Annotated in this window: 20 protein-coding genes and 1 pseudogene; 18 read left to right on the top strand and 3 right to left on the bottom strand. The window is 58.1% G+C overall.

Annotation, left to right across the window (positions count from 1 at the left end):
* Window positions 1-12: 12 nt before the first annotated feature.
* The 14 genes from phnF to cbrB all read left to right on the top strand — a co-directional run bounded on the left by phnF (window position 13) and on the right by cbrB (window position 9429).
* The gene (phnF, locus tag AC07UY_RS15865; RefSeq protein WP_494701529.1) at window positions 13-738 is read left to right on the top strand and encodes a phosphonate metabolism transcriptional regulator PhnF; all 726 of its coding nucleotides are present in this window, start codon (window positions 13-15) and stop codon (window positions 736-738) included.
* Window positions 739-1191, top strand: a complete 453-nt coding sequence (phnG, locus tag AC07UY_RS15860; protein ID WP_494701528.1) for a phosphonate C-P lyase system protein PhnG — start codon at window positions 739-741, stop codon at window positions 1189-1191.
* Window positions 1188-1784, top strand: coding sequence for a phosphonate C-P lyase system protein PhnH (gene phnH, locus AC07UY_RS15855; protein ID WP_494701527.1), 597 nt, complete (start codon window positions 1188-1190; stop codon window positions 1782-1784). Before phnG ends, phnH begins: the two co-directional genes overlap by 4 nt.
* Complete coding sequence (locus tag AC07UY_RS15850) at window positions 1784-2851, top strand: carbon-phosphorus lyase complex subunit (RefSeq protein ID WP_494701526.1); 1068 nt, start codon at window positions 1784-1786, stop codon at window positions 2849-2851. Before phnH ends, AC07UY_RS15850 begins: the two co-directional genes overlap by 1 nt.
* Window positions 2852-2897: 46 nt before the next feature.
* Entirely contained in the window at window positions 2898-3689 is a 792-nt protein-coding gene (gene phnJ, locus AC07UY_RS15845) for an alpha-D-ribose 1-methylphosphonate 5-phosphate C-P-lyase PhnJ (protein WP_494701545.1), read from the top strand.
* Complete coding sequence (gene phnK / locus AC07UY_RS15840; protein WP_494701525.1) at window positions 3686-4444, top strand: phosphonate C-P lyase system protein PhnK; 759 nt, start codon at window positions 3686-3688, stop codon at window positions 4442-4444. Before phnJ ends, phnK begins: the two co-directional genes overlap by 4 nt.
* A gap of 124 nt (window positions 4445-4568) precedes the next feature.
* Window positions 4569-5249, top strand: a complete 681-nt coding sequence (gene phnL / locus AC07UY_RS15835) for a phosphonate C-P lyase system protein PhnL (protein ID WP_494701524.1) — start codon at window positions 4569-4571, stop codon at window positions 5247-5249.
* Window positions 5246-6382, top strand: coding sequence for an alpha-D-ribose 1-methylphosphonate 5-triphosphate diphosphatase (phnM, locus tag AC07UY_RS15830; RefSeq protein ID WP_494701523.1), 1137 nt, complete (start codon window positions 5246-5248; stop codon window positions 6380-6382). The genes phnL and phnM overlap by 4 nt, the downstream gene beginning before the upstream one ends.
* Window positions 6382-6933, top strand: a complete 552-nt coding sequence (phnN, locus tag AC07UY_RS15825; protein ID WP_494660441.1) for a ribose 1,5-bisphosphokinase — start codon at window positions 6382-6384, stop codon at window positions 6931-6933. Before phnM ends, phnN begins: the two co-directional genes overlap by 1 nt.
* On the top strand, window positions 6926-7360 hold the full coding sequence (gene phnO / locus AC07UY_RS15820; RefSeq protein WP_494660411.1) for an aminoalkylphosphonate N-acetyltransferase: 435 nt from the start codon (window positions 6926-6928) through the stop codon (window positions 7358-7360). The genes phnN and phnO overlap by 8 nt, the downstream gene beginning before the upstream one ends.
* Before the next feature lie 63 nt (window positions 7361-7423).
* Window positions 7424-8182, top strand: a complete 759-nt coding sequence (gene phnP / locus AC07UY_RS15815) for a phosphonate metabolism protein PhnP (protein WP_494660410.1) — start codon at window positions 7424-7426, stop codon at window positions 8180-8182.
* Between the two features lie 88 nt (window positions 8183-8270).
* Complete coding sequence (locus tag AC07UY_RS15810; RefSeq protein ID WP_494701522.1) at window positions 8271-8522, top strand: hypothetical protein; 252 nt, start codon at window positions 8271-8273, stop codon at window positions 8520-8522.
* Complete coding sequence (locus AC07UY_RS15805) at window positions 8494-8826, top strand: low molecular weight protein tyrosine phosphatase family protein (RefSeq protein ID WP_494701544.1); 333 nt, start codon at window positions 8494-8496, stop codon at window positions 8824-8826. Before AC07UY_RS15810 ends, AC07UY_RS15805 begins: the two co-directional genes overlap by 29 nt.
* A 132-nt stretch (window positions 8827-8958) precedes the next feature.
* Window positions 8959-9429, top strand: coding sequence for an inner membrane protein CbrB (gene cbrB / locus AC07UY_RS15800; RefSeq protein WP_494701521.1), 471 nt, complete (start codon window positions 8959-8961; stop codon window positions 9427-9429).
* 64 nt (window positions 9430-9493) lie between these two features.
* Here the strand turns inward: cbrB and yjdP are convergent, their stop codons facing one another.
* The 3 genes and pseudogenes from yjdP to AC07UY_RS15785 form a co-directional block, all read right to left on the bottom strand.
* Window positions 9494-9826 carry a DDRRRQL repeat protein YjdP gene (gene yjdP, locus AC07UY_RS15795; RefSeq protein WP_494701520.1) on the bottom strand — a complete coding sequence of 111 codons (333 nt, stop codon included), beginning with the start codon at window positions 9824-9826 and terminating at the stop codon, window positions 9494-9496.
* Window positions 9827-9895: 69 nt separating this feature from the next.
* On the bottom strand, window positions 9896-10528 hold the full coding sequence (locus AC07UY_RS15790; RefSeq protein ID WP_494701543.1) for a GNAT family N-acetyltransferase: 633 nt from the start codon (window positions 10526-10528) through the stop codon (window positions 9896-9898).
* Window positions 10529-10704: 176 nt separating this feature from the next.
* Window positions 10705-13017: pseudogene (locus AC07UY_RS15785) on the bottom strand (ATP-binding protein).
* A gap of 114 nt (window positions 13018-13131) precedes the next feature.
* On the opposite strand from AC07UY_RS15785, the gene AC07UY_RS15780 reads away from it, so the two are divergent.
* The 4 genes from AC07UY_RS15780 (at window position 13132) to AC07UY_RS15765 (ending at window position 17451) form a co-directional block, all read left to right on the top strand.
* Window positions 13132-14652, top strand: coding sequence for a sugar ABC transporter ATP-binding protein (locus AC07UY_RS15780; protein ID WP_494701519.1), 1521 nt, complete (start codon window positions 13132-13134; stop codon window positions 14650-14652).
* Window positions 14649-15644: an ABC transporter permease subunit gene (locus AC07UY_RS15775; protein ID WP_494660405.1), complete on the top strand. Its 996-nt coding sequence runs from the start codon at window positions 14649-14651 to the stop codon at window positions 15642-15644. The genes AC07UY_RS15780 and AC07UY_RS15775 overlap by 4 nt, the downstream gene beginning before the upstream one ends.
* A 100-nt stretch (window positions 15645-15744) precedes the next feature.
* Window positions 15745-16686 carry an ABC transporter substrate-binding protein gene (locus AC07UY_RS15770; protein ID WP_494701518.1) on the top strand — a complete coding sequence of 314 codons (942 nt, stop codon included), beginning with the start codon at window positions 15745-15747 and terminating at the stop codon, window positions 16684-16686.
* 81 nt (window positions 16687-16767) lie between these two features.
* Window positions 16768-17451 (top strand): D-lyxose/D-mannose isomerase, encoded by a 684-nt coding sequence (locus AC07UY_RS15765; RefSeq protein WP_494701517.1) that lies wholly within the window; start codon window positions 16768-16770, stop codon window positions 17449-17451.
* Window positions 17452-17462 lie beyond the last annotated feature (11 nt).

Here is a 17462-nt window from a genome sequence, read left to right as displayed (position 1 = left end):
GCATTGATTGCTATGCACTTGTCTACACATCCGACCAGCTATCCGACGCGTTATCAGGAAATTGCCGCCAGACTTGAGCAGGAGCTTCGTCAACATTACCGCTGCGGTGACTACCTTCCGGCGGAGCATCAGCTTGCCGCCCGCTTTGAGGTGAACCGCCACACCCTACGCCGCGCCATCGACCAACTGGTGGAGAAAGGCTGGGTACAGCGTCGTCAGGGCGTCGGCGTGCTGGTGCTAATGCGCCCGTTCGATTACCCACTCAATGCCCAGGCACGCTTTAGCCAGAATTTGCTGGATCAGGGCAGTCATCCCACCAGCGAAAAGCTGCTGGCGGTGCTGCGCCCGGCCTCCAGCCCGATTGCCGACGCACTGAGCGTCAAAGAGGGCGACAACGTCATCCACCTGCGCACCCTGCGTCGGGTGAACGGCATCGCCCTGTGTCTGATTGACCATTACTTTTCCGACCTCACGCTCTGGCCGCTATTGCAGGATTTTAGCAGCGGTTCGCTGCACGACTATCTGCGCGAGCACGCGGGTCTGGCGCTGCAACGCACGCAAACGCGCATCAGCGCCCGCCGCGCGCAGGCCAAAGAGAGTCGGTGGCTTGAAATCCCCAATATGGCGCCGCTGCTGTGCGTGCGCACCCTGAACCACCGTGAAGGCGAAGCACAGGCAACGGAATACTCCGTCAGCCTGACCCGCGCCGACATGATCGAATTCATCATGGAGCACTGAATGCACTTTGATACCGCTACCCGCCAGCGCTGGATGCGTGCGCTGGCTTACAGCCACGCCGAGGGACTGAACGCGCGCATCAAGGCGCTGATGCTGACGCCGGAATATGAACTGATTCGCGCCCCGGAAACCGGACTGATGCAGATTCAGGCGCGGATGGGCGGCACCGGCAACCGCTTCTTCGCCGGGGATACCACCCTTACCCGCGCGGTGGTGCGTCTTGCCAGCGGCACGCTGGGCTACAGCTACCTGCTGGGACGCAACAAACACCACGCCGAGCAGTGCGCCGTCATCGACGCGCTGCTCCAGGAACAGACGCATTTCCAGAACCTAATGGAAACCTTAATTGCCCCGCTGGAAGCGGAACGCGACGCACAGAGAAACGCTCGCCGTGCCGAGATAAACGCCAGCCGGGTCGACTTCTTCACGCTGGTACGCGGAGATAACGCATGACACGATCGACAGCACTACTGACCGCCTTTCACTCACCTGTTCAGGACGCACAGCAGAGCTTTCGCCGCCTGCTAAAAGCCATGAGCGAACCCGGCGTCATTGTTGCCCTGCATCAACTGAAACACGGCTGGCAGCCGCTGAATCTCGCCACCACCAGCGTGCTGCTGACGCTGGTTGACGGCGACACGCCGGTCTGGCTGTCGCCCGCCGTGAACAACGACATCGCCAGTCAGAATCTGCGCTTTCACACCAGTGCGACCCTGGTGGAACAACCGCAACGGGCGACCTTTGCCGTCGCCGACGAGCGCATCAGCAGCGAGCAGCTTAACGCCCTCTCCGCCGGTTCTGCCGTGGCACCGGAGACCAGCGCCACCCTCATCGTACAGGTCGCCAGCTTAAGCGGCGGACGCATACTGCGTCTTACCGGCGCGGGCATCGCGGAAGAGCGCATGATCGCGCCACAGCTGCCGGACTGTCTGATCCACGAGCTTACTGAGCGCCCGCATCCTTTCCCGCTGGGGGTCGATCTGATCCTCACCTGCGGTGACCGGCTGTTGGCTATTCCACGAACTACCCATGTGGAGGTGTGCTGATGTACGTCGCCGTTAAAGGGGGCGAAAAGGCGATAGCCAACGCCCACGCGCTGCAGGAGAACCGACGTCGCGGCGACAGCACGATTGCCGAACTGAGCGTGGCGCAAATCGAACAGCAGATGAATCTCGCCGTCGACCGGGTGATGACCGAAGGCGGTATCGCTGACCGCGAACTGGCGGCGCTGGCGCTGAAACAGGCCAGCGGCGATAACGTCGAAGCGATCTTCCTGCTGCGCGCTTACCGCACGACTCTGGCGAAGCTGGCGGTCAGCGAGCCGCTGGATACCGCCGGAATGCGCCTGGAACGTCGTATCTCCGCCGTTTACAAGGACATTCCAGGCGGGCAGTTGCTGGGGCCAACCTACGACTACACCCATCGCCTGCTCGATTTTACGCTACTGGCCAATGGTGAAACGCCCCCGCTGCATCCCGCAGAAAATACGCAGGAACCGGCCCCGCACGTCTTTTCACTGCTGGCCAGGCAGGGTCTGGCGAAGCGAGAAGAAGATAACGGTGTTCAACCTGACGATATCACCCGCACGCCGCCGGTTTACCCCTGCTCACGTTCCTCGCGCCTGCAACAGCTGATGCGCGGCGACGAAGGTTACCTGCTGGCGCTGGCCTACTCCACCCAGCGCGGCTACGGACGCAACCACCCGTTTGCCGCCGAGATCCGCAGCGGCTATATCGCGCTGGAAACAGTGCCAGAAGAGCTGGGATTTGCGGTGAACGTCGGCGAATTGCTAATGACCGAATGTGAAATGGTTAACGGCTTTGTCGCGCCGGAGAATGAAGCCCCGCATTTTACCCGCGGTTACGGGCTGGTCTTTGGCATGAGCGAACGCAAAGCGATGGCAATGGCGCTGGTGGACCGCGCTCTACAGGCACCCGACTACGATGAAACGGTCACCGGACCGGCGCAGGACGAGGAGTTCGTACTGGCGCACGCGGATAACGTCGAGGCGGCGGGGTTTGTTTCGCACCTCAAACTTCCCCATTACGTCGATTTTCAGGCCGAACTGGAACTGCTCAAACGCCTGCAACAGGAGGCCGCCCGTGACCACTAACCTCTCCGGCTACAACTTTGCTTATCTGGATGAGCAGACCAAACGGATGATCCGCCGCGCCATTTTGAAAGCGGTGGCGATTCCAGGCTTCCAGGTGCCGTTTGGCGGCCGCGAAATGCCGATGCCTTACGGTTGGGGCACCGGCGGCATCCAGTTGACCGCCAGCGTGATTGGCGAGCCGGACGTGCTGAAGGTGATTGATCAGGGTGCGGATGACACCACCAACGCGGTGTCGATCCGCAACTTCTTCAAACGCGTCACCGGAGTGAACACCACCGAGCGTACGGAAGATGCGACGTTGATCCAGACCCGTCATCGGATCCCGGAAACCCCGCTGACTGAAGATCAGATCATTATCTTTCAGGTGCCGATCCCGGAACCGCTGCGCTTTATCGAACCGCGCGAGACGGAAACCCGCACCATGCACGCGCTGGAAGAGTACGGCGTCATGCAGGTGAAGCTGTATGAAGATATCGCCCGCTTCGGCCACATCGCCACTACTTACGCCTACCCGGTGAAGGTCAACGGGCGCTACGTGATGGACCCGTCGCCAATTCCAAAATTCGATAACCCGAAGATGGACAGGATGCCTGCCCTGCAACTGTTTGGCGCAGGCCGTGAAAAACGCATTTATGCCGTCCCCCCTTACACGCGGGTAGAAAGCCTCGATTTCGACGATCACCCGTTTACCGTTCAGACCTGGGATGAGCCCTGCGCCATCTGCGGTTCGACCCACAGTTATCTCGATGAAGTGGTGCTCGATGACACCGGCAAACGGATGTTTGTCTGTTCCGACACCGACTACTGCCGCCAACAGAGCGAGGCCCTCAGCCAATGACGCAACCGCTGCTTTCGGTTAACAACCTGACCCATCTCTACGCGCCGGGCAAAGGCTTCAGCGATGTCTCTTTTGACCTGTGGCCTGGCGAGGTACTGGGCATTGTCGGGGAGTCTGGTTCCGGCAAAACCACCCTGCTGAAATCAATCTCTTCGCGCCTGACGCCGCAGTCGGGTGAGATTCAGTACCAGAACCGTTCGTTGTACAGCATGCACGAAGCCGACCGTCGCCGCCTGCTGCGCACCGAATGGGGCGTGGTGCATCAGCACCCGTTGGACGGTCTGCGCCGTCAGGTCTCGGCGGGCGGCAATATCGGCGAACGCCTGATGGCGACCGGCGCGCGTCACTACGGCGAGATCCGCGCCACCGCGAAGCGCTGGCTGGAGGAGGTGGAGATCCCCGCCTCACGTATCGACGATCTGCCGACCACCTTTTCCGGCGGCATGCAGCAGCGTCTGCAGATCGCCCGTAACCTCGTCACTCACCCGAAGCTGGTATTTATGGATGAACCCACCGGCGGGCTGGACGTTTCCGTACAGGCCAAACTGCTGGACCTGCTGCGCGGGCTGGTGGTGGAACTGGATCTGGCGGTGGTGATTGTCACCCACGATCTGGGCGTCGCGCGCCTGTTGGCGGACCGTCTGCTGGTGATGAAGCAGGGTCAGGTGGTGGAAAGTGGGTTAACCGACCGTGTGCTCGACGATCCGCATCACCCCTATACCCAGTTGCTGGTGTCGTCGGTTTTACAGAATTAACCGTTGATTGTGTCGGGTGGCGCTGCGCTTACCCGACCTACGAAAAACATGCATTTGTAGGCCGGATAAGGCAAAGCCGCCATCCGGCGATCGGACATCCGGCAATAAGAATCAAGAGGCCAACATGATCCGCGTAGAAAACGTGAGTAAGACCTTCGTGCTCCACCAGCAAAACGGCGTGCGCCTGCCGGTGCTGCAAAGCGCCTCTCTGGAGGTGAAAAAGGGTGAATGCGTGGTGCTGCACGGCCACTCGGGCAGCGGCAAATCCACGCTGTTACGCTCCCTGTACGCTAACTACCTGCCGGATGAAGGGCACATCCACATTCGCCACCGCGGCGAATGGGTGGATCTGGTACAGGCACCCGCCCGTAAGGTGCTGGAAGTTCGCCGTTCAACGATTGGCTGGGTCAGCCAGTTCCTGCGGGTGATCCCACGCGTCTGCGCGCTGGACGTAGTGATGCAACCCTTGTTGGATCTCGGTGTATCACGCGAGGCGTGCGCCGCCAAAGCCGCGAACCTGCTGACCCGTTTGAACGTACCGGAACGGCTGTGGCATCTCGCCCCTTCCACCTTTTCCGGCGGCGAACAGCAGCGCGTCAACATCGCCCGCGGGTTTATTGTCGATTACCCGATTTTGCTGCTTGATGAGCCCACCGCCTCGCTGGACGCCAAAAACAGCGCGGCGGTGGTGGCGCTGATTGAAGAGGCAAAAGCACGCGGCGCGGCGATTGTCGGTATTTTTCACGATAGCGCCGTGCGCGAGCGCGTGGCGGACCGTTTGCACCTGATGGGAGCAACAGCATGATTATCAACAATGTAAAGCTGGTGCTGGAAGATGAAGTCGTGCACGGATCGCTGGAAATGCAGGATGGCGTGATCCGCGCCTTTGCGCAAAGTCAGAGCCGTCTTCCCGAGGCGCTGGACGGCGAAGGCGGCTGGCTACTGCCGGGGCTGATAGAGTTGCATACCGACAATCTCGACAAATTCTTTACCCCGCGTCCGAAGGTGGACTGGCCCGCCCATTCGGCAATGAGCAGTCACGACGCGCTGATGGTCGCCAGCGGCATCACCACCGTGCTGGACGCGGTGGCGATTGGCGATGTGCGCGACGGCGGCGACCGTCTGGAAAACCTGGAGAAGATGATCAACGCGGTGGAAGAGACGCAGAAGCGCGGGGTCAATCGCGCCGAACACCGTCTGCATCTGCGCTGTGAGCTGCCGCATCACTCCACCCTGCCGCTGTTTGAACAGCTGGTGGGTCGTGAACCGGTGACGCTGGTATCACTGATGGATCACTCACCGGGACAACGCCAGTTCGCCAGCCGCGAAAAATACCGCGAATATTATCAGGGCAAATATTCTCTCACCGATGAGCAGATGGCCCGCTATGAAGAGGAACAGCTTCAGCTTGCGGCGCGCTGGTCGCAGCCGAACCGTACCGCCATTGCACAGTTGTGTCGCGAGCGGCATATCGCGCTGGCGAGCCATGATGACGCCACCCACGATCATGTGCGGGAGTCGCATCAACTTGGCAGCGTGATCGCCGAATTTCCCACCACATTCGACGCAGCACTTGCTTCTCGCCAGCATGGAATGAACGTGCTGATGGGCGCACCCAACATCGTGCGCGGCGGTTCGCACTCCGGCAACGTGGCGGCGCATACGCTGGCGGAAATGGGGCTGCTGGATATTCTCTCGTCGGATTACTATCCCGCCAGCCTGCTGGATGCAGCGTTTCGCGTCGCAGAAGACGAAGCCAACCGCTTTACGCTGCCGCAGGCCATTCGGCTGGTCACCCGTAACCCGGCACGGGCGCTGAACCTCGACGATCGCGGCGTGATCGCCGAAGGTAAGCGCGCCGACCTGGTGCTGGCGCACCGCAAAGGCGATCATATTCATATCGACCACGTCTGGCGCCAGGGAAAAAGGGTGTTCTGATTATGGGAAAACTGATCTGGCTGATGGGACCGTCCGGCTCCGGAAAGGACAGCCTGCTGGCGGAACTTCGCCAGCAGGAACCTGCACAACTGCTGGTGGCGCATCGTTATATCACCCGGTCGGCCAACGCCGGGCATGAAAACCATATCGCCCTCAGTGAACACGAGTTTTTTACCCGCGCCGGGCAGAATCTGCTGGCGCTAAGCTGGCACGCCAACGGCTTTTACTACGGCATAGGGGTGGAGATTGACCTTTGGCTACACGCCGGTTTCGACGTGGTTGTCAACGGTTCACGCGCGCATCTGGCGCAAGCGCAGGCACGCTACGGTATATCGCTGCTTCCTGTCTGTTTAGAGGTTTCTTCTGCTATCCTGCGCCAGCGCTTACAGGCTCGCGGGAGAGAAAATGAAACGGAGATCGCCGCTCGCCTCGAACGCGCCGCCCGTTACGCGCCATTAAACTGTCATAAGCTGAATAACGACGGAAGTTTATTGCAGTCCGTCGATGCGTTACTCACGCTGATGGGTCGCAAGGAGAAAATAGATGTTTGACTGTGAACTACGCCATGCCACCCCAGGGGATACCGAGGCCGTCTACGCGCTTATCTGCGAGCTGAAGCAGGCCGAATTTAACCGCCAGGCCTTTAGCGCCGGGTTTGCCGTTAATTTGCAGGATAGCAATCTGCGCTACCAACTGGCGCTGCTCGACGGCCAGGTGGTTGGCATGATTGGTCTGCATTTGCAGTTTCATCTGCATCACGCCAACTGGATTGGCGAAATTCAGGAACTGGTAGTGATGCCGCATGCGCGCGGGGGGAAAGTCGGCAGTCGGCTGCTGGCGTGGGCGGAGGAAGAAGCACGCCAGGCAGGGGCAGAAATGACCGAGCTTTCCACCAGCGTGACGCGTCACAACGCGCACCGTTTTTACCTGCGCGAAGGGTATGAACGGAGCCATTATCGCTTCACCAAAACGTTGTGAGGTAGGCCGGCCGGATAAGACGCTCGCGTCGCCATCCGGCACGATACGACAAGGGGAGTCACGATGAGTTTGACCATCACCTTAACCGGCACCGGCGGCGCACAGCAGGTGCCCGCTTTTGGTTGCGACTGCGCCGCCTGTCGTCGCGCGCGCGTGCAGGCGCACTATCGCCGCCGCCCCTGTAGCGGATCACTCAAATTCAACGACGCGGTAACGCTGCTGGACGCCGGTCTGCACGATCTGATGGATCGCTGGCCTGCCGGATCTTTCCGCCAGTTTCTGCTCACGCACTACCATATGGATCATGTCCAGGGACTGTTTCCACTCCGCTGGGGCGTGGGTGCGACGATCCCGGTATACGGTCCGCCTGACGAGCAGGGCTGTGACGATCTGTTTAAGCACCCAGGGATTCTGGATTTCAGCCACACGGTGAAGCCGTTTGTGGTGTTTGATTTGCAGGGATTACAGGTCACGCCGCTGCCGTTGAATCACTCAAAGCTGACGTTTGGCTATCTGCTGGAAACGGCGCACAGCCGCGTGGCGTGGCTCTCTGACACCGCCGGATTGCCAGACAAAACGCTGAAATTTCTGCTGAACAATCCGCCGCAGGCGATCATTATCGACTGTAGCCACGCACCGCGCGCGGAGCCTGCGCGTAACCACTGTGATTTAAATACCGTCGTGGCACTCAATAACGTCCTCCGCTGCCCACGGGTGATCCTCACCCACATCAGCCACCAGTTCGACCTGTGGCTGATGGAGAACCCGCTGCCGGAAGGCATTGAAGCGGGCTTTGACGGAATGGAGATTGTGCTGGATTAATCACCAGCTCATAGTCTAAAATTCCACCGTTCGCTCTCTCCGTATTATCGCGGCTGCTGAACCCGATCAATCTGAGAGAGAAAAAACAATGGAAACAACCCGTAACCGGGACTGGCGTATTGCGCAAAAGCAACGCAATAAGTCCCGCGATGCTCACACCGCACTGTTACGTTTTCGTGGCGAAAAAAACTGGAAGATGCTCTATACGCGTTCCGACAAAATCCTGCGTGCCGCACAACTGGGGATTGAGTATCCACGCATCACCAACCAACAACTGACAATGCGCGGTCAGGAAGAGTATCTGCTTGCCAATGAACGTTCTTTTCATCTGCAGTCGTAATCAGTGGCGAAGCCCCACGGCGGAACAGGTGTTCCGCCGTTATTCCTCGCTTGCCGTGCGTTCTGCTGGCACCAGCCGAAATGCCAAAAAAACGGTGTCCTACGACCTACTTCACTGGGCCGATGTTATCTGCGTGATGGAGCAAAAACATAAGAACCGGCTGATGGCTGAGTATCGCCGCATCATCGAAAACAAGCCACTGCATGTTCTCGATATCCCCGACGATTACCGCTACATGGATCCCGCGCTGGTCGCTCTGCTCGAAGAGATCGTACCGGAAAAATTAGGAATTGACGGCGAATAGATAACCCGCTGCCGGAAGGCATTGAAGCGGGCTTCGACGGAATGGAGATTGTGCTGGATTAACGCTACTTCATCGTCTCTTCACTTACGCAGACTACTTTCCCTGCAGAGAAAACACGCTGAAGGGGATCCTGTGAACATAAAAACACGCCGTATTATCCATCATGCCTGCTGGTTTACTGTGTTGGGACCGTTTACCGGCGTTCCCCTCACCGTCGCCATCACGGCGCTGTACTTTCGGGATTCGCCGTGGGAATTGCTGTTCGATATCAGCAGAGTGTTACCACAGTTTCTGGTATTAACGTGGCTAATCGGCGCGATCCCGGCGCTGGCGACAGGGGTACTTAGCGCCTGCCTGCCGGACAGAATTTACGACTCACGTTACTGGCGCAGCCTCGCCTGCGCGGCCATCGGCGGCGCGATCTCGTTGGTTTACGAACTCATTCCCCATGCGCTTAGCGCCAGGGCATTATTCACTCATGAGTTTGTGTGGATAGTCTTTTGTACTGGCCTGTTCGCAGGGGGCGCGTTGGGCTTTTTAGTCCCTCACCTCGCCGGGCATGGCAATCGCCTCAGCGCGGTTCAGCCCGAAACCAAAGGGTAAACGCGCACTTTGTATTATCACGAACGCTGACAGAGTGTGTGCCGAAACCGCGAAGGATTAACGGCTACCGGTAGTAGTCCTCTTCCATCCTTCGCTCGTCATCTTCTAGCTGACGACGCTCCTGATCGAGCTGGCGCTGGCGCTCGTCCAGTTGGCGGCGCCGGTCTTCAAACTGACGACGCCTGTCGTCGTATTGCCTGCGGCGATCGTCACTCACCTGCCGTTGCCAGCTGTCATCCCGAGAGTCATCATCATAGCGGCGACCATTATCGGGCTTGTAGGCGTCGCTGATCGCCTGCTGAATATTGCCGATGGCATCATCGATAATGTCGGCATAGGCCAGTGGACTGCCTAAAGTGCACAGACTCAGTAACAGAGCGATAGAGTAACGTTTCATAAGACCAGTCTCGCAGGTGAGCTGGCTTTACGTTAATGAAAGGTAAACGCCGGGAGTAGCGGAGGAATCTCAATTTCGCCAGGACACCGTCGCTGCCATTAACTGGCTAGCCCGCTGTTTGTCCTCTGCAACCAACACGACACCCTGGCATTTTTGATCCGGAGAAATACTCCAGATACGCTCCTCAGGAATACAACCGCCATCATAAATGACCTTACTGCCATCATAGGGCCAGAATGCCCCTTGTTCCGTATCTAACACAAAAACGGAAATCTGATCGGACTCACGGGCGATCTTTTGCCAGAGCATTTTCCCACCATCGTACTGCTCAAAATCACTGATAAGCGTGATGCCGCATCGCAGAATCAGAGCCTCATACAAACGTGTCGCCAACCCTTTATCGCGTTCAATCGGTTCAACACAGATACCTTCCACCTGAAGCACGTTGGTCTCTTCCCAACAGCGTTCAACGGCAACGATATCCTTCCCTAAGGCGTCTTTTCGCTGTAAATCGAGAGCCGCAATGACACGATGGCGGGGAACGCCTTCAAACATTTCAACGTCCGCTTCGATAATGGCCGCTCTTGGCGTCTGAGGGTCATAAATGACGTGCAAAACCCGACCTGAAAGTTCAAATTCTTCCACGACGTTAAAAGAGCGGGCGACAGTCATTGGGCTGTACGTTGTGGGCATCACAATCATCTGTGAGTCACCTTTTGTCAGTACCGGCATAATTCCTTTTATATCCCAATCAGACAGTATTTGCTCAGATTAACATCACCGGTTTTGCTGCCACGCCTGATGAATGCCTAAACTCACCGAAAATTTTGGTTCTCTGAATCACGCGCGCAAACCCAATGTAAGCACCTTCAGAATTCTCAATTCGTCTGCTGTTCTGTTGCCACGTTCGCTGGCGCACTGTCGCTTTTTATCACTGCCTGATGCAGCGCCTGCACAAGCTGTACCCGGGTAAACGGTTTACGCAACAGCGCCACATCCGGCAGTGCAGGATTGTCTGCCGGGCGTAAGTCCTGACCGCTGATCAGCAGCAGCGTCAGATGGGGATAGTGTTTCAGCGCATGATTCACCACATTCGCGCCGCTTAGCCCACCGGGTAGCATTAAGTCACTGATAAAAATGTCAATCTCTGAGGAGGCAGCGAGCATCTGCATCGCCTGCTCGCCGTTGGCGGCTTCCAGCGTCAGATAGCCCAACAAATGCAGCTGCTCGCACAGCGTCTGGCGTACATCGGCCTCATCTTCGAGAACCAGAACCAGTTTATCCGTGCGGGCCACGTCCTCCTCTGCCAACGGTTCCGCAGCGATCGCGACAGGCACAATCGCGCGGGGCAGTTGCAATCTGACTATCGTTCCCTGCCCCGGCGCACTCTCGATTTCCACCCGTCCGCCGGACTAGCGCACAAATCCGTACACCATAGACAGCCCCAGGCCACTGCCGCTGCCCGTCTGTTTGGTAGTGAAGAACGGCTCAAAAACCTGCGCTTTGATCTCCTGCGACATCCCGCAGCCGTGATCCGCAATCTCCAGAATCACCATATCCTCTTTGCGCCCGCTGCTGCGGGTGACTCGCTGATTCCAGGTACGAATTTTGATGGTGCCCATCTGCCCCTCCATCGCATCACGGGCGTTCATCACCAGATTGATGAGGGCATTCTCCAGTTGGCTGACGTCAATCCACGCAGGCCAGGCGGGCGACTGGGCTTCAATGTCCAGCGTCAGGGTCGCGGGCAACGAATGGCGCATCAGTTCGCCAAGATTCTCCAGCAACGTTCTCAACTCCACCGCATGAGGATGCAGGGACTGTTTGCGGGAGAAGGCCAGTAGCCGCTGGGTCAGTAGCGCCCCACGTTCCGCCGCTTTCAACGCCCGCGAAATACGCGCCGCATCCGGCGAGTCGGGGTTAACCAGCTCCAGACTGCCAATGATCACCGCCAGCAGATTGTTAAAGTCATGCGCCAGCCCTCCCGTCAGTTGCCCTACCGCTTTCATTTTTTGGCTGTGCAGCAGCGCTTCCTCCAGCCCTTTACGCTCGATTCTGTCGAGTTCCAGTTGCGTGCTTTTTTCCTTCAATAGACGCGAGGTGTGCTCCAGCGAGGCGGTATTACGGGCAAAAACGTTGAACGCGCGCGCCAGCTCTCCCAGTTCGTCGCGCCGCTGTAAGGCAGGGACGCTGACGTCTGACTCGCCGTGCGCCAGGCGGGTCATTGCCCGAGAGATAGCCGTCAGGTTGGAGCCGAGATTACGGTAAATATACCAGCCCGCAAACCCGGTAATGACAATCGCCAGTAGGGCAAATGTCATGATAAACATGATGATAGACTGCAACTCCTGATGACTTTGCGCCACACGCTGTTCTGAACTGGCCGCCACCTGCGCCACATATTGGTTGATGTCGCTGTTGAGGATCGCCACCAGCGCTTTGATGTGGAACATATGCCAGATGATCGCCAAATCGCTTTGTTCCAGCGCCGCCGAGAGCGGTTCAAGCTGGCGTAACTCCTGATTGAAGTCACTGAGGATGCCGTTGACCAGCGGGCGGGCGTTACGTGTTGGCAACAGAGGCATCACGCCATCCAGCTGCTTGACCACAGAGCGCGGCGTGGGCGTTTCGATGGCCGCCACAATCAGCCTGTCCATCTGAGCAAGCAACACCGCATCCTGCGCCGCATTGATCGTTTGCAAATGCCGCAGATAGCTCAAATTCTGATACAGCGAACTCAGTAGCGCGTTACGCTCAAGATGTCGTCGCTGCCCGCGCTGGAGCATGCCCGCCACGCTGGTTTGCAGTTCGTTGCTGCGCTGAATAATGCGGGCGACCAGGTCCGGCTCCTGCTGCGCCAGCGGGGCAGCAGCCAGTTGTTCCAGCGACTGTTTCAGCGCACGCTGCGTCTCCTGTAAGCGTTCCGCCTCACTTTTATATTCCAGCGCGCCGACCACCTGCGACAGTCGCACTGCCGACGTCGCCACGTTGGCGGTGTCACGCGCCAGATTCATGCTGCCGGTCATGTCATCAACCGTTTGCTGTTGTACCTGCTCCTGGATCTGGCTGGCGTGCCGAAAACCGAGCACCGCCACGCCGCTCACCATCAGCGTGACCGCCACCACCAGCAGGTTAAAGAACAGCAGTCGCCCGCGCGCGCTGGCGAAAAAGTGACGCCCAGGCTGCGGCATATCACGCTCCATGAAGAAAAATATCACTATGACAAATATGAACGGCTTCTGACATTTTGCATTTACTTTCCTGTGATGGACTGCTGATATCGACAACCCCGCAGGAGATCCGCCATGAGCAGGGCACCGGTTCTGGAGATGCGCAATATTGCCAAAGCCTTTGGCAAATTTTACGCACTGAAAGGGGTCGATCTGACGGTATATCCCGGCGAAATCCACGCATTGATGGGTGAAAACGGCGCGGGAAAAAGCACCCTGATGAAGGTGCTTGCCGGGGCGTACAGCGCCACCAGCGGCGAGATCCTGATTGACGGTCAGCCTTTCCATATCAAAGGCCCAAAAGATGCCCTGAGTGCAGGCATTACCCTGATTTATCAGGAGATGCAGCTTGCCCCAAACCTGACCGTCGCGGAGAACATTTTCCTCGGCAGCGAACTGTCGCGCGGCGGACTGGTGCAACGCAAAGAGATGCTCCTGCAGGCGCAGCAGGTTATCGATCGCCTCGGCGCACAGTTTAAAGCCAGCGATAAAGTGATGCGGCTGACCATCGCCGAACAACAGCAGGTGGAAATCGCCCGCGCCCTGCACCGCAACAGCCGAATTCTGGTGATGGATGAACCCACTGCCGCCCTCTCCTCGCGTGAAACCCACCGCCTGTTTGAACTGATCATGCGCCTGCGCGATGAAGGGATGGCGATTATCTATATCAGCCACCGCATGGCGGAAGTGTACGAGCTTTCAGATCGCGTCAGCGTGCTGCGCGATGGACAGTACGTCGGCAGCCTGACCCGCGACAAGCTCAACGCCGCCGAACTGGTACGCATGATGGTGGGTCGGCCACTGAGCGATCTGTTTAACAAAGAGCGCGATATTCCACTCGGAAATGTGCGCCTGAACGTGCATCACCTGACCGACGGCGGCAAAGTGCAGCCGTGCAGTTTACTGGTGCGTTCCGGGGAAATTGTCGGCCTGGCAGGACTGGTCGGCGCCGGGCGCTCGGAACTGGCGCAACTGATTTTTGGCGTGCGCAAAGCCACCGGCGGCATGATTGAAGTGGACGGCGAACCGGTGGTGATCCACTCCCCACGCGAAGCCATCGACTATGGCATCGGTTATCTCACCGAGAACCGCAAAGAACAGGGGCTGTTTTTAGAGCTGGCAGCGGCGGAGAACATCACCATGGCGACGCTGGAGCGTGACGCCACCTGGGGCATGCTCAACCGTAAAAAAGCGCAGACGATCTCCGACGATGCCATTAAGTTGCTCAACATCCGTGTGCCACATGCGCAGGTGCGGGCGGGCGGGCTTTCCGGCGGCAACCAGCAAAAGCTATTGATTTCGCGGTGGGTGGCGATTGGCCCACGCATTTTGATCCTCGATGAACCGACACGCGGCGTGGATGTCGGCGCCAAAAGCGAGATCTATCGCATCATGAATGACATGGCGCGTCAGGGCGTGGCGATCCTGATGATCTCCAGCGAACTGCCGGAGGTCGTCGGCATGAGCGATCGGGTGTACGTCATGCACGAAGGCAGCATTGCCGGAGAGCTGGACGGAAAAAGTATTTCTCAGGAAAACATTATGACGCTGGCCACCGGCGCGAACGACTCCCACCCTCAGGCGAGGCAACCATGAATAATTCACCCACTCCCCAGCAGGTGGCGAAATCCGCCTCCGCCAAAAAAATGCTGATGGGCGATCTGATGCAAACCGTCGGGATCCTGCCCATTCTTATCCTGATTGTTGCCGTGTTTGGCTTTATCGCGCCCAACTTTTTTACCGAGAGCAACCTGCTGAATATTACCCGCCAGGCGTCGATCAACATCGTGTTAGCGGCGGGAATGACCTTCATCATTCTGACCGGCGGTATTGATCTTTCCGTCGGGTCGATTCTTGGCACCACGGCGGTGGCGGCGATGGTGGTTTCACTGATCCCCGAATTCGCCATGCTCTCTGTGCCCGTCGCACTGATGCTCGGTATGCTGCTGGGCTTGTTTAACGGCGCGCTGGTGGCCTTTGCCGGACTGCCGCCGTTTATCGTCACTCTCGGCACCTATACGGCGCTGCGCGGGGCAGCCTACCTGCTGGCGGACGGCACCACGGTGATTAACTCCAATATCAGTTTCGAGTGGATCGGCAACAACTATCTCGGGCCGATTCCGTGGCTGGTGGTGATTGCGCTGGCGGTCATTGTGGTGTGCTGGTTTATTTTGCGCCGCACCACGCTGGGCGTTCATATCTACGCAGTCGGCGGCAATATGCAGGCGGCGCGCTTAACCGGCATCAAAGTGTGGCTGGTGCTGCTGTTTGTGTACGGCATGAGCGGCCTGCTTTCCGGACTTGGCGGGGTGATGAGCGCTTCACGTCTGTACAGCGCCAACGGCAACTTAGGGATGGGTTACGAACTGGACGCCATCGCCGCGGTGATCCTCGGCGGCACCAGTTTTGTCGGCGGGATCGGCACGATCACCGGCACCCTGGTGGGGGCGTTGATCATTGCCACCCTCAACAACGGCATGACGCTGATGGGCGTTTCGTATTTCTGGCAACTGGTGATCAAAGGGGCGGTGATCATCATTGCGGTGCTGATCGATAAATACCGTACCCGACATCATCAAAGTGCATAACACACCTGCCGGCCTTATCCGTCCTACAACCCCGTAGGTCTGATAAGCGTAGCGCCATCAGGCAATGACAACAAAAAGTACCCTACGTGAGGAAAAGACTATGCGTTTGAAGCCATTAGTAACCGCGCTCTGTGCAGGCGCGCTGCTGACCGCAGCACCATTTACGCAGGCCAAAGATCTCAAATCGATCGGCGTGACGGTGGGCGATCTTGCCAACCCGTTCTTTGTACAGATAACCAAAGGCGCGGAGCTGGAAGCCCGCAAGCTGGCGGGTGACGGCGTGAAAGTGACGCTGGTTTCCAGCGGTTACGATCTGGGTCAGCAGGTGTCGCAGATAGACAACTTTATCGCCGCCAAAGTCGACATGATCATCCTTAATGCGGCGGATTCTAAAGGGATCGGCCCGGCGGTGAAGCGGGCAAAAGACGCGGGGATCGTGGTCGTCGCGGTTGACGTCGCGGCGGAAGGCGCTGATGCCACCATTACCTCCAATAACACCCAGGCGGGGGAAATGGCGTGTAAATACATCACCGATCGCCTGAAAGGTAAAGGCAATGTGGTGATCATCAACGGGCCGCCGGTGTCCGCCGTACAGAACCGGGTGGAAGGCTGCCAGACCGAATTCAAAAAACATCCGGATATCAAGGTACTTTCCGATAACCAGAACGCCAAAGGCAGTCGTGAAGGTGGACTGGAAGTGATGACCGCCCTGCTGGCGGCGAATCCGAAGATCGACGGTGTGTTTGCGATTAACGATCCGACGGCGATCGGCGCTGATCTCGCAGCAAAACAGGCGCAACGTAACGAATTCTTTATTGTCGGTGTCGATGGCAGCCCGGATGCCGAAGAGGCGTTGAAGCGTGAGAACTCGCTGTTTGTCGCCACGCCTGCGCAAGATCCGCAGGTTATGGCGGCAAAAGCGGTAGAGATCGGCTATGACATTCTACAGGGGAAACCTGCGCCGAAAGAGCCGGTGCTTATCCCGGTGACGATGATCGATAAGAGCAACGTCACCGGCTATAAGGGTTGGACGGTGAAATAGCGGCAGCGGCCTCTGTCCAGGCCTGATAAGCGCAACGCCATCAGGCCTGGAAGGCGACATCACACAAGGAGAATCCAGTCCATGAAGCGCTCCGAAATAAACGAAATCCTCGGTCATACACGGCAGTTTTTTTCCATGCATGACATCCACCTCCCGCCCTTCGCCAGTTTTGCGCCAACGCAATGGCGACAGCTGGATGCCGACACCTGGCGTGAAGTGTTCGATCTCAAGCTCGGCTGGGATGTGACGGCTTTTGGCGGGGAAAACTTTGCCGCCTTAGGGTTAACGCTGTTTACCCTGCGCAACGGTTCACCCAACGCCTTCCCTTACGAAAAGTGCTACGCCGAAAAAATCATGCATGTGCGGGACGCGCAGATCACGCCGATGCATTTTCACTGGCGCAAGCATGAAGACATCATCAATCGCGGCGGCGGTAATCTGATCGTGGAGTTGTGGAACGCCGACGCCCACGATCAAACAGATAACAGTGCTGTCACGGTGGTGATTGATGGCTGCCGACAAACCCACGCGGCGGGCAGCCAGCTGCGCCTGACGCCCGGAGAGAGCATCTGCCTGAAGCCCGGTCTGTATCACAGCTTTTGGGCAGAGTCTGGCTTCGGCGATGTGCTGGTCGGCGAAGTCTCTTCCGTCAATGACGACGACCACGACAACCACTTCCTGCAGCCACTCGCCCGTTATAACGACATTGAAGAAGATGAACCGGCGCAGCTGGTGCTGTGTAACGAGTATCGACTGTTCCGTTGAACAAGGAGGCT

It is taken from the genome of Citrobacter sp. GW821-FHT02E08, assembly GCF_059421685.1.
This window is presented reverse-complemented; position numbering and strand designations above follow the sequence as displayed.